We start from the raw sequence: 12,392 nt of genomic DNA, 5'->3' as shown, positions 1-12,392 counted from the left end.
CCGGTGCTCACGTAGCTCTGCTACGTTCCGTTCCTCATTTCCTAGCTTTATTCAATCTTCTCGGTGCTGAAAACCGAACTTTTTGAACTCTTATTTAAACGGGCATCGCCGCAGCAACGGATTCCGCCAATGTCTCCATGTAAAGCGGGTCCTTGTTCAGCATCGCGATGCGTTCAAGCGTCATATCGAGCTTCGTGGCTTCCGCTTTGGCTTCGATGTCCAAATCATAGAGCACTTCCAAATGATCGGATACGAAACCGACCGGCGCGACGAGTACCGCTTTGACTCCTTCTTCCCGAATCGTCTCGAGCGTTTCCAAAATGTCCGGACCGAGCCAAGGCTCTCTCGTTCGGCCGGCGCTCTGCCACGTAAATTGCCAATCCTTCACGCCTGCGGCTTCCGCCACGGCCGCCGACGTTTCCATCAGCTGCTTCTCGTACGGATCGCCGAGCTCTCTTATTTTCTCAGGCAAGCTGTGCGCGCTGAACAGCACTCGGACGGCCGTTTCGCCTCCGCTTGTGGCAGACAGTCGTTGCAAGCCGTCTTGCACGCGCTCCGTTAATGCTTTCAGCAGCTTCGGATGCAGGTGATAATTCTCGACCATGGCAAGCTCGATGCCAAGCTCGTCCGCCTTCTCTTTTGCCCGTTTCATGTAACTGCCGATGCTCATCGTCGAGTAATGGGGAGCAAGCACGATCGCGACGGCGCGCTTGATGCCGTCCTTGCCCATCGCTTCGACTCCGTCTTCGATATAAGGTTTCGCGTGTTTCAACCCTTGGTAACAAACATATTGTCCCGGCGCCGTCGATTCCAGCTTGTCCTGCAAGCCGGCAACCTGGCTGTTCGTGTTCTCCCGCAGCGGGAAAACGCCGCCTACGATCGCTTCATACCGTTCCGTCAATTCCGCCAGCTGCTCCGGCGTAGGCGGGTGGCCGCGTCTAATATGCGTGTAATAGGCTTCCACGTCGTCCATCGATTCAGGTGTCCCGTAAGACATGACGAGTACGCCGATCTTGTTCGCTTTATCCGACATAACCCGCTTCCTCCTTGCTTCTGGCCGCAATCGCCTTCTCGGAATACGAATGAATGAATTTAGTCAGCTCGGCCAGCTTCTCGAGGCTTGCTTCCGGGAACAAACCGTGTCCCAAGTTAAAAATAAAGCCCGGCTCCGAGATGCCTTGGTCGATGATCTCAGCCGCATAGGACTCGATAACCGGCATCGGCGCCGTCAGAATCGTCGGATCGAGGTTGCCTTGCACCGCTACGCGGCGATCCAGTCTCCGTCTGCCTTCCGCGATCGATACGCGCCAGTCCAGACCGATCACGTCGGCCTGCACCGCACGAAGCTCCGGCAGCAGCTCGCCCGAGCTTACGCCCGGGAAGTAGATTTTCGGCTGCGGCAAGTCCGACAGCTCGGCGAAGATTCTTTCGATCGTAGGCAATACGAACGTCCGGAAGTCCGCCGGAGACAACGCGCCAACCCAGCTGTCAAACAGCTGGAACGCTTTGCCGCCCGCAGCGACATGCGCGCGCAAATAGGCGATGACCATGTCGCCCAGCTTCCGCATCAGCTCATGCCAAACCTTCGGTTCGCTGTACATCAGCTCTTTGGTACGGAGATAGTTTTTGGACGGTCTGCCTTCTATCAAATAACTGGCGATCGTAAACGGCGCGCCCGCGAACGTAATCAGCGGCACTTCCAGCTCCCGGTCTAGGATGCGGATCGTCTCCAGCACATGGCCAAGATCGCCCTCGACGTCGATCGGCTTCAGCTTGGCTACGTCTACGGCGGATCTAATCGGGTTATGGATAACCGGTCCGATGTTCGCGACGATGTCGAAGTCGATGCCGATCGAAGCAACCGGATTCATAATGTCGGAATAGAGAATAGCCGCATCCACACCCAGCTTGCGGATCGGCATCATCGTTACTTCCGCCGCGAGTTCTGGCTGCTTGCAAATCTCAAGCAACGAATATTTTTCTTTTATTTTGCGATAATCCGGATCGTACCGCCCCGCCTGCCTCATGTACCATACCGGCACTCGGTCTACTTGTTCCTTCCGGCTTGCCCGAATGAAACGGTCGTTATAAGACATTCCCGTTCCCCATTTCTATGTAATTTCATCTGCTTTCCATTATGCCCTTTTTCCCGGACCCTAACAACCGCCGGACCGTCTCTTCCTATGACAATAGTATGACAATCGCGATTCCGTTTCCGGCCGCGGCGGTTAAAGGAAGGGGCGGTTATGTTATACTAACGGTATGGAACAGTGGAAAAAAAACCTAATCGTCTTATGGTTCGGGCAATTTCTCGTCATGGCGGGCATGACGATGATCATCCCGTTCCTCACCCTCTATTTGCAATTCGAGCTGGGGCTTTCCGATCCGCATGAGATCGGGGTTTGGGCAGGCGTCATTTTTGCGGGAAACTTCGTGACTTCGTTTATCTTCCAGCCCATCTGGGGGAAACTCGCCGACCGTTACGGACGCAAAATGATGCTCCTCCGCTCCGGCTTCGGCATGGCCGTCGTCATGGTGCTGATGGGGTTCGCCACGAGCCCCTGGCACTTGCTGCTCTTGCGCATGCTGAACGGCACCATATCCGGCTTCAATCCGGCCTCCATCGCCCTTATCTCCGCGACGACGCCCAAAGTAAGGATGGGCTTCGCGATGGGCTCCATTCAATCCGGCGCGATCGCGGGCACCATCTTGGGCCCGCTCATCGGCGGATTGCTGGCGGACGCGGTCGGTTACCGCCCGATCTTCTACTTGACGGGCGCGCTGCTGTTCGTCGCCTCTTTGCTCGCCCTCCTCATCGTGAAGGAATCGTTTGATTTCACCAAAGCCGCGACGAGGGTACAAGCTTCCGTCATCGATGGCCTGAAACGGATCAGCCGCATTCCGCAGCTCATGGCTATATTCTGCGTGACGCTCCTCATCCAGTTCGCGAACATGAGCCCGATGACGCTCATCCCGCTATACGTCCAAGAGCTGCACGGCTCCACGGAAAACTTGGCTTTCCTCGCCGGTTTCGTCGGTTCGGCCACCGGGCTGTCCAACATGTTCGCCTCGCCGCTGCTCGGCAAGCTTAGCGACCGGATCGGCGCGGAAAAGGTGCTTGCCGTTTCGCTGGCCGGAGCGGCGCTCGCTTTTATTCCGCAGGCGCTGGCGGATACCGTTTGGCAGCTGCTGCTGGCCAGATTCGGACTCGGCTTGTTCCTCGGGGGATTGATCCCGGCGGTCAACTCACTCATCCGGAAATATACGCCGGACGGCATGGAGAGCCGAGCCTACAGCTTCAACAGCAGCACGCTAAGCCTCGGCAACATGATCGGTCCGATCGCCGGCGGCGCGTTGTCCGGCTATATCGGCATCCATGGCTTATTCCTGGTGTCCGGAGCGCTTATGCTGCTGAACGGCGTTTGGGTATGGCAGACGTTGCTCAAACGGCGGCTTCCCGCATCGGGCGGTTAACGGAGGCCGCATCAAACAAGGGATGTTCCGGCAAGCCTGATCTGGCTTGCTGGGACATCCCTTGTTTGATAGCCGGAGCCGCTTCAGCCCCGCACCCTCGCGATGGCAAGGCCGTCGTAGCCTGGCAAGACGGTGCTTTCGAGACGTCCGTCGCGCGCGATTCGCTCGTTGAACGCGCGGATCGCCTGCACTGACGGGCCCTGCTTCGTGTCGTCCGTCGTGCGTCCCCGCAGCAAAATGTTGTCGCCGACGATGACGGCTCCCGGTTCCGCGAGCTGCAGCGCATAGTCCAAGTAAACCGGGTAACCTTCCTTGTCCGCGTCGATGAAGAAGAAGTCGAACGTGCGGCCTTCTTCCTTCAGGCGAACCAAACTTTCCTTCGCGTCGCCGACGATAAAGTTCGCGACGCCGCCGAAACCGGCTTCCGCCAAATGTCGCGCGGCAACGTCCGCGTAAGGCTGGAGCAGCTCCAGCGAGACGAGGGAACCTCCGCCCTCCTGCTGATCAATCCCGCGCGCGAGGCAGATGCCGCTGTATCCGCCGAGCGCCCCGATCTCCAGCACTTTGCGCGCCCCGCTCATACGCACGAGCAGCGTGAGCAGCCTGCCATATCCGTCCGCGATCGAGATGTCTGGCATGCCCGCCTCCGCGATGCCCGCCTTCACCCGCTCCAAATCCGCGTCCGCCTCGTACAGTCCGTCTACATAATGTTCGTTCGTTGACATCTCTCCAATTCCCTCCATTTCCAATTTGTAAATTCGCCATAACTTGTCCTATACTTAATTGTACGTTTTTACGAGATACGTGACAAGAAACAGGGAAATGGACCTAACGTTTCTATTTAAGTACGAGTTCCATCTATAATCCATTCGGAAATGAGTGTACAAAATGAGCAAACTGCAATTAATCGCTACCGCTCCCATGGGGCTTGAAGCTATCGTGGCCCGCGAGCTGAAGGAGCTCGGGTACGAGGATACGCGTACGGAAAACGGACGCGTGAACTTCACAGGCGGGCCCGAGGATATATGCCGCACGAACCTATGGCTGCGTTCCGCGGGCCGTATTCTGATCAATATGGGCAGATTCAAGGCGACGACCTTCGACGAGCTGTTCGAAGGAACGAAAGCGCTGGACTGGCCGGATTGGATTCCGGCCGACGGCGAATTTCCCGTGAACGGAAGATCGCATAAGTCCCAGCTGACCAGCGTTCCCGCCGTTCAAGGCGTCGTCAAGAAAGCCGTCGTCGATTCGCTCAAAGCGAAATACGGCACAGAATGGTTCCCGGAGGACGGCGGCAAATACGTGATCGAAATTACGTTGCTGAACGACGAAGCGCTGCTGACGCTGGATACGTCGGGTTCGGGTCTGCACAAGCGGGGTTACCGGCTTGCGTCCACCGAAGCGCCGATCCGCGAGACGATGGCGGCCGCGCTCGTCCAGCTTAGCCGCTGGCGGCCGGAGAGACCGCTTTACGACCCGTTCTGCGGCTCCGGCACGATTCTCGTCGAAGCCGCGATGATCGGCTGGAACATCGCGCCGGGCCTGCGCCGCAGCTTCGACAGCGAGGGCTGGCAGCGGCTAACGCGCAAGATGTGGGACGATGCGCGCGAAGAAGCGTACGATTCCGTCCGGGACGATGTCCCGCTGCAGATCGCGGGCTCCGATATCGATCCGTACGCGATCGAAATCGCCGAAGCCGCCATCAAGCGCGCCGGCTTCGCCAAGGATATTAAAGTAAACGTTCTGCCCGTCGCAAAGGCGAAACCCATAGGCGATTATGGCGTCATCATCACGAACCCTCCGTACGGCGAACGTCTCGGGGACGATAAGGAAGCCGAAGCGGCGCTGCGCCAGTTCGGGCTAACAACGCTACATTACCCGACGTGGTCGGTATTCGCCATAAGTCCGTCCACGCTCGTCGAGCATTACATGGGAAGGCAAGCGGACAAGAAACGCAAACTGTTCAACGGCCGCATCCAATGCGATTTCTACCAGTTTTTCGGCCCTCTCCCTCCGAGGGAGAGAAGTCATGTTTAACGTTTCCCGAAACAATAAGCGACTGGCTGCACCGAACCGCACCTTGTTTGGCCGCCTGTTCGCATGGAGCTTGAAATGGTTTGACCGGCTGGTCGCGGTTGATTTCGTGCTGTTTACGGTCGCCATGGTATGGAAGCTTTATTTTTTCTCGACGCTGCTATCGGTTCAATATATGGACATGACAAGGACGGATAAAATCATCGAGACGGGAGCCGTGCTTCTGCTTGCCTGCTGGACGTTGCTGCTGCCGACCCGCGGCCGCCTGCTGGCGCTGATCGCACTGAATTTGATTCTGTCGTTCCTGCTCTATTCGGATGTCATCTATTATCGTTACTTTCAAGACTTGATCACGGTACCGGTGCTGCTTCAGCTCGGGCAAGTGGAATCGCTCGGCGGAAGCATTTCTTCCTTGCTGAGCGCTTACGACTTCTGGTTATTCGCGGACATGATCTTCATCCTGCCTTACGCCGTATTCGTTATCTGGAAAGGCCGCAAAACATTGCGCGAGGCCAAGTCGGCGCGCCAATTGTCCTGGGTGAAGCCGCTCGCGCGGATCGGTTCCGGGCTCGCGGCATTCGCGATCGGCTTCATGCTGTTTGCGGTCAACCTTAACAACGCGACGGATACTTGGGCCAAAGGATTATTCGAGAAAAACTATTGGAACCTGACCATCTACAACGTAGCCGGAGGGCTTGGCTTCCACGGCTACGACATTTATCGGTATGCTAAGGTCAACTGGTTCGGAGCGGAGACCGTCACCGCCGAGCAGAAGTCGGAAACGGAGCAATGGATCGAGGAGCTCGGCAACCGGAGAGGCCGGCTGGAGAGCGATCCTCTGTTCGGCGCTTACGCCGGAAGCAATGTGCTGATGGTGCAGGTTGAATCGCTGCAAAGCTTCATGATCGGCGCTTCGATCGGCGGCCGGGAAATTACGCCGGTGTTAAACGATCTGATCAAGGAGAGCGCCTACTTCGACAACTTCTATCATCAGACGGCGCAGGGAAGAACTTCGGACGCGGACTTCGCGACCAGCTGCTCCATGCAGCCGCTCAAGAGCGGATCCGTCTTCATTCAATACGCGTCCCACGACTTCGATTGTTTGCCGGAGACGCTTAAGAATAACGGGTACTCCGCAAACGTTTTCCATCCCTATCAGGGCGGATTCTGGAATCGCAACGTCATGTACGGCCATATGGATTACGATCAGTTTTATAGCCTGAAACATTTCGAGCTGGACGAGAGGCTCGGCTGGGCGCTCGGCGATAAGTCGTTTTATAGGCAATCCATGGACTACATTGCCAAGCGGGATGCCGGAGTTCCGTTTTATGCGTTCCTCATCTCGCTGACAAGCCATCATCCTTACAAACTACCGAAAGCTTCACAGAAGCTCGATGTCGAAGAGCTCGAGGGGACGATGATGGGCGATTACTTGCAATCCGTCCATTATGCGGATGCCGCGCTCGGCGAGCTGATTGCCCGCATGAAGGCCGACGGGTTATGGGAAAATACGATTTTCGCGCTGTACGGCGACCATGACAGCTCGATTACCGATTGGAGCTTGTACGACCGCTTCATCGACGACACGGCGAGTCCGCTCGCGCAAGAGCAGACCATCAAGAAGGTTCCGTTTCTGATCCACCTGCCCGACGGCGCATATGCCGGGAGCCGGGATACGGTCGGCGGCCAGCTGGACACGACGCCGACTCTGCTTCATCTGCTAGGCATCTCGTCGAGCCGAAGCTACATGCTCGGCATGCCGTTGTTGACCGCATCGGACGATACGAAGCGTCTGGTCGTTCAGCGCGACGGCTCCTGGACGGATGGCGAAATGCACTACTTGCCTTCCGAGGATGGCTTGCCCGCGAACGGCCGATGTTACAAGAATGCCGACGGCAGCCTGCTGGATACGGCAAGCTGCGCGGCCAAGACGGCGGAAGCCGAGCTTCAGCTTATGATGTCGGACCGGATCGTCATGGGCGATCTGCTGCCGGCGTTCAAGAAAAATGGCGCGGTCGAGGCGATTCAGATGTCGGGTGAAAAATAAGTCTACGAAAAAGAACAAAACAGCGGTAGTCTAGGACTTGATTTTCTCGTCCATGACTACCGCTGTTTTGTTGAACGATCGTGTCTTGATAGATCCGTCTTACACTAAAATATTTTAATCGATATCATTTCCCAACAGACTTGAAAAGTATGACTATTCCCAAGAAGTTCAAGTCCACGATAATACCCGTAAGAAACGGATTGAGGGCTTCCCTTAACGGACAGGTACGACGTTATTTGATCAAAAAACACCCTTTTTGAAATCTAATGAACCTAGATGCCGTTATTTCGAGAGTTTGATCGGTTAGAGCCGCCTCACAGGTGAATTACGTCGCTGGAGTCCGTTACGATTTGAAATGCCCTCTTTTACACCAATTAGCGGCGCTGGTGTCCGTTAAGAGATGGAATGCGTTTCAAGGCGTCCCGCCGCCGCGCGGTTTCGCCAGCAATCGCCGCCGCTATTGGCTCGCCAGCCAGCCGAGCACGTCGTCGATCGTGTCAACCGCTACGATATGGAGTCCGGGCGCGGCGCTCTTCGCCGCCTCCTCGCCTTCGCGCGGCACAAAAAACACATCCGCTTTCGTGCGGCTGACGGCGAACGCCTTCTGCGGCACGCCGCCGACCATGCCGACGGAGCCGTCGGGCTCGATCGTGCCCGTCCCCGCGACGCGAAGTCCTCCCGTCACGCCTCCGGGCGTCAACTGGTCGATCAACGCGAGCGTAAGCATCGCGCCATGCGAAGGGCCGCCTACATGCGCCATATAGTCGTTGAACGTAACTTGTCTCGGCGTGTCCAGCTTCACCTCGGTTTGAACGGAGATTCCGAAGACAGACCGTTTCGGGTCATCCTCCGATGCGGCAGCCTCGACGGCAACGTCAACCGATTCCGCGCCGCGTCGCAGCGATACCTGAACGATATCGCCAGCCTTCACGGCGTTTTCCATGATGGCGACCAACTCTTCCACCTTCGCCACCTTCTCCCCGTTCAGCGCCTCGATCACATCGCCTGCATGCAGCGCGCCATCGGCCGGGCTGTCCTTGACGACGGCGATTATGCGCACGCCGTCCGGCACGACCCCATTGCCGATGCCCGCCTTCTCCATGGCGATCGCCGCGGCTACGCGATTCGCGTCGCTTTTCATCGCAACGACTTGGGCGTACGTCTCCGACAGCGGCGGTTCGTCCTCCGGTATCGGCTCGAACCGGTACTGCGGGAACAGGCTGCCGTACAGCCTGTCCGCCAGCACGGCTGGGCGGTCGAACACGAGCACGCCGTCGATGACGCCGCCGCCCCCGCCGCCTTCGACCTTGGCATACCGGTTCAAATTCATCGTCATGCCCGGATACGTCACGTTGTACGACGTCGGCCATGCCATAAACGCGAGCAGCGCCAAAGTTCCGGCAAGCATCCCGATGCTCCCCCACGGCATTCGTCTCCCGCTCGCGATTTCGCTCAGAAGCAAATCCGCGAACAATAACAAAGCGCCGGCCGCAATGCCGGCAAGCTGCAGCTCCAGCCGTTCCGCGGCGAACCAGATCGTTGCGGCGGCGGCCGCGCTTACAATGGCGAGCGCCGCCCGGACGGTCCTCAGCGCGACTCTGGCGCTCGCGCCTGACAACAGTCTTCGCAGCGCCCCCGCGAACCAGCAAAGCGGCACGATCGACAAACCATAGAACAAGTAGTCGATCCACTCGATCCATTCCATCCCGCCTCTAGTTACTACGGGAGCCGGGACCCAGATCAACTCCGCCGCGGCCAAATAGACGAACGCCAAGATCAACCCCGCAATATAATACCTCCGGTACGCCCTCGCCCCATTCGGTTTCCTTCGATTGCCCGACATCCCTTTAACCGTCCCTTCGGCATAATCCAGCGGCAACCCGGCCAAAACAAAAGAGACAAAGCAGCCGCGCCGGCCGCTCGCCGGTCGCGTACCCTGTCTCTTGTTGCTGCGTCGTCGCTGGATGACATGTTACGCTCGTTACTTCTTCAAGTAGACCATCGCTTTCTCGATCGCTTCGTCTTCCGTAGCGCCTTTCACGTATCTACCGTTAATAAATACGAATGCATAACGGGCGCAAGGCCCGCAATAAGACTTGCAGCCCACGCGGACTTCGGCATCCGGCGCCAGCTTTCCCAGCTTGGCTACCGCCGTCTTCATCCTCATGTGCTTGCACTTGTCGCATACTCTAATATCGTTCGCAGCCATTCTTCATCGTTCCAATCCGCTTGCGCCGCCGGCGAAGCTTAATGATCCCCGTGATTGCCCATCGACGGATTCGTAATGGCGAATCCTTCTTCCGGCACGTAGAAGTAGTCGATGCGGACGCCGTCCAGGAACGCATTATCCTTCTCCAGAATAACGTCGATCTCCTTGTCCGTAGACACGACGACGTCGTTATCCGTCGGCTCGTCGATTCCCATGCCGTAATGCGCGTGGTCGCCGTGCGCGTGCGTCACGTAGACGCGAAGCAGCTTGCCTTCGTTCTCGGGCTTGTCCAGCTCCAGCTTTATCATCTTGGCCGCGTTGCGGGAAATTTTGCAGTACATCATTCAACAGCTCCTTCTATGAACGTTGGTCCTTCGATAAATTGTTCAAATATAGTCAAGATATATTATACTTCCTGCCCATTCGATGAGCAAACCATTCCGCGATAATCATCGTGAAGGCGATATCGTCGATCGGCAGGAACGGCAGCAAGTCCGGGATGACCCAGTAGACGATGACCGGCACGAGGAACAGGAGCTTGTCCATCAAGGCCACTTCTTTGGCGATGAGCAGTCTATAAATTAATCCGAACGTCGTTTTCCAATGTCTAAGCGAAAGCAGCTTACGCATGTCCGTACCTCCCAACCGTCTATGATGCTGCGTTTATACCAGTATATCACAGCGGAAGCGCGAATGCCGAAAGCGCCGGCGTAAGCAAGGACAGGAGGCCGGAGCCGCCCGGCTTAGAGCCGAAGCGACTCCAGCAGAAGAGGCCGAAGCTCGGCATAAATGGTATCCAGACTGTTGTAGGGCAGCGGATTCTCGCCGTAGCCCGCTTCGACGGTGAAGCCGGGCTTCCTGTAGCGATAAATGAACCAGTCCTTATAGCCGGCATCGCTGCCGCTCAGCTTCACCGACTTGTAGCCGCTTGCCCGTTCCAGGCGAAGCGCCAGTTCCTCCGCTTCCTGGGGCTCGTAGTCCCGGTAGTTCCAATAGATTTCCTTGCCTTGCGTATGAAGCGCGATGACGGCATGGAACGGGACGGCTTCCGTCAGCCTCGCCATCGCCTGTGCCTCCGGTTCGCTTAACGGATAAGGGCCGGAATAGTCGCGGGGCGAAGGTCCTTGCGCGCCTCTGCGCTTGCATTCCTCTTCCCAGTAGGCCGGAAACTGATCGTTCAGGTCGACGCCGCGGATGTTCGCTTTCCACCCTCTGAAGTCGGTCAAGCCGCCGTTCCAGGACATGAGCTGGCTATACAGCGGATGATCCGGCAGGACGCCGCGCTGCGCGAGCTCCACGCCGTCGGGATTGACCATCGGAACGGCCCATACGGTCGTTTCGAAGCAGAACCGCGAGACGTCGTTCTCTCCCATGGGCCTGCCCGTCGCGTAACAATCCGAAAGCTCCGTCATGAATCGCATCAGCAGCGCCGACGTAATCCATTCGTTCGCGTGGAACGACGCGTTCAGATGGATCTGCCTCGGTCCGCAGCCGCAGCGCATCGCCAGGATCGGCTTGCCCATCACGCTCCTGCCGATGCTCTCCGCCGCGACGAACGGATATGCGATCGCCAGTTGACGGCATTGCTCCATCATCATTTCGTAAGTATAGACGTTTATTCCGAAGCCGTTATCGTTCAATGTCCGCACTCCTTTGCGCGATAGATGAAAAAAAATCGTTTCTCTTCATCGTATGCGGAGGACGGCCGTTGTCAGTCCCGGAAAAACGCCAAAACAAAAACGGCTGCCCGTGCGCAGACTTCGTTTCTGCGTACGGCACAGCCGCCCCTGTCGGCCCAGTCAGCTTATATTCGGCACTTGCCACACGACCGGAGTCAGGTCGATCTGCTCGCCGAGCCACTGCTGGGCAATCTGCTTGAACATATAAGGATCGCCGCTGCAGAAAAACTGGTGGACCGGGATTTGGTCGTTCTTCGCCAGCTTTCGTTTGTCGTGCAGGATGGTGCTGATCTCCCGCGCGGTTTCGTCCGCCGAGCTGATGAGCGCGACCTCGCTGCCCATGACCTCGGAGATCGTCTCGGTCAGGAACGGATAATGCGTGCAGCCGAGGATGAGGGTATCCATCGGATGTTGCCGCAGATGGGCTATCGACGCGCGGACGACATCGTACGTTTCGTCGGAGCGGAAATTGCCTTTCTCCACGAGCGGAACGAAATTGGGACAAGCCTCGCTGATGACCTGTACATGGGGCGACAGCTCCCGAAGAGCATTCTCGTAAGCACCGCTCTTGATAGTGCCGACGGTGCCGATCACGCCAATACAGCCCGTCGTCGTACGGCCGATCGCCGCTCTTGCTCCGGGGTTTATGACGCCTACGACCGGAATGGCCACGCGGGAGCGAATATCGGACAACGCGACCGCGGTAGCCGTATTGCAGGCAATGACGATCATTTTGGGCTGGAATTGTATGAGGTAATCAACGATTTCCCTCGTGAACGCCTGCACTTCTTCCGCGGACCGCGGTCCGTAAGGCGTTCTCGCCGTATCGCCGAAATAAATAATTTTCTCGCGCGGCAGTTGGCGCATGACTTCCTTTACTACGGTAAGGCCGCCTACGCCGGAATCTAGTATCGCTATCGGTTGCTGCACAAACACACCGCTTTCTGGA

The 12,392-nt window shown here is 57.3% G+C and carries 12 protein-coding genes; 3 read left to right on the top strand and 9 right to left on the bottom strand.

Annotated elements, in window-relative coordinates; all coding sequences use genetic code 11:
• Positions 1-94 precede the first annotated feature (94 nt).
• A complete protein-coding gene (hemH, locus tag RB620_RS20630; protein ID WP_308097580.1) occupies positions 95-1,033 on the bottom strand; it encodes a ferrochelatase in 939 nt (312 codons plus the stop codon).
• Positions 1,023-2,096: a uroporphyrinogen decarboxylase gene (gene hemE, locus RB620_RS20625; protein ID WP_308097578.1), complete on the bottom strand. Its 1,074-nt coding sequence runs from the start codon at positions 2,094-2,096 to the stop codon at positions 1,023-1,025. The genes hemH and hemE overlap by 11 nt, the downstream gene beginning before the upstream one ends.
• A 166-nt stretch (positions 2,097-2,262) precedes the next feature.
• Between hemE and RB620_RS20620 the strand changes: the two genes are divergently transcribed.
• Positions 2,263-3,474, top strand: a complete 1,212-nt coding sequence (locus RB620_RS20620; protein WP_308097576.1) for an MFS transporter — start codon at positions 2,263-2,265, stop codon at positions 3,472-3,474.
• Between the two features lie 83 nt (positions 3,475-3,557).
• Here the strand turns inward: RB620_RS20620 and RB620_RS20615 are convergent, their stop codons facing one another.
• Entirely contained in the window at positions 3,558-4,199 is a 642-nt protein-coding gene (locus RB620_RS20615; RefSeq protein WP_308097574.1) for an O-methyltransferase, read from the bottom strand.
• A gap of 163 nt (positions 4,200-4,362) precedes the next feature.
• Here RB620_RS20615 and RB620_RS20610 point away from each other — a divergent pair, with 163 nt between their 5' ends.
• On the top strand, positions 4,363-5,511 hold the full coding sequence (locus RB620_RS20610; protein WP_308097573.1) for a THUMP domain-containing class I SAM-dependent RNA methyltransferase: 1,149 nt from the start codon (positions 4,363-4,365) through the stop codon (positions 5,509-5,511).
• Positions 5,504-7,555, top strand: coding sequence for an LTA synthase family protein (locus tag RB620_RS20605; RefSeq protein ID WP_308097572.1), 2,052 nt, complete (start codon positions 5,504-5,506; stop codon positions 7,553-7,555). Before RB620_RS20610 ends, RB620_RS20605 begins: the two co-directional genes overlap by 8 nt.
• Positions 7,556-8,012: 457 nt before the next feature.
• Here the strand turns inward: RB620_RS20605 and RB620_RS20600 are convergent, their stop codons facing one another.
• From RB620_RS20600 to racE, 6 genes are all read right to left on the bottom strand, one after another.
• Positions 8,013-9,398: a PDZ domain-containing protein gene (locus RB620_RS20600; RefSeq protein ID WP_308097570.1), complete on the bottom strand. Its 1,386-nt coding sequence runs from the start codon at positions 9,396-9,398 to the stop codon at positions 8,013-8,015.
• Between the two features lie 138 nt (positions 9,399-9,536).
• A complete protein-coding gene (locus RB620_RS20595; protein WP_308097568.1) occupies positions 9,537-9,764 on the bottom strand; it encodes a YuzB family protein in 228 nt (75 codons plus the stop codon).
• A 38-nt stretch (positions 9,765-9,802) separates the two neighbouring features.
• Positions 9,803-10,105 carry an iron-sulfur cluster assembly accessory protein gene (locus tag RB620_RS20590; protein ID WP_308097646.1) on the bottom strand — a complete coding sequence of 101 codons (303 nt, stop codon included), beginning with the start codon at positions 10,103-10,105 and terminating at the stop codon, positions 9,803-9,805.
• A gap of 55 nt (positions 10,106-10,160) precedes the next feature.
• Positions 10,161-10,394, bottom strand: a complete 234-nt coding sequence (locus RB620_RS20585) for a hypothetical protein (RefSeq protein WP_308097566.1) — start codon at positions 10,392-10,394, stop codon at positions 10,161-10,163.
• A gap of 113 nt (positions 10,395-10,507) precedes the next feature.
• Positions 10,508-11,404, bottom strand: a complete 897-nt coding sequence (locus tag RB620_RS20580; protein ID WP_308097565.1) for a M14 family metallopeptidase — start codon at positions 11,402-11,404, stop codon at positions 10,508-10,510.
• Between the two features lie 159 nt (positions 11,405-11,563).
• The gene (racE, locus tag RB620_RS20575; protein WP_308097563.1) at positions 11,564-12,373 is read right to left on the bottom strand and encodes a glutamate racemase; all 810 of its coding nucleotides are present in this window, start codon (positions 12,371-12,373) and stop codon (positions 11,564-11,566) included.
• Positions 12,374-12,392 lie beyond the last annotated feature (19 nt).

This window comes from Paenibacillus sp. LHD-117 (assembly GCF_030929555.1).
In the GTDB taxonomy this organism is placed as follows: Bacteria; Bacillota; Bacilli; order Paenibacillales; family Paenibacillaceae; genus Pristimantibacillus.
This window is presented reverse-complemented; position numbering and strand designations above follow the sequence as displayed.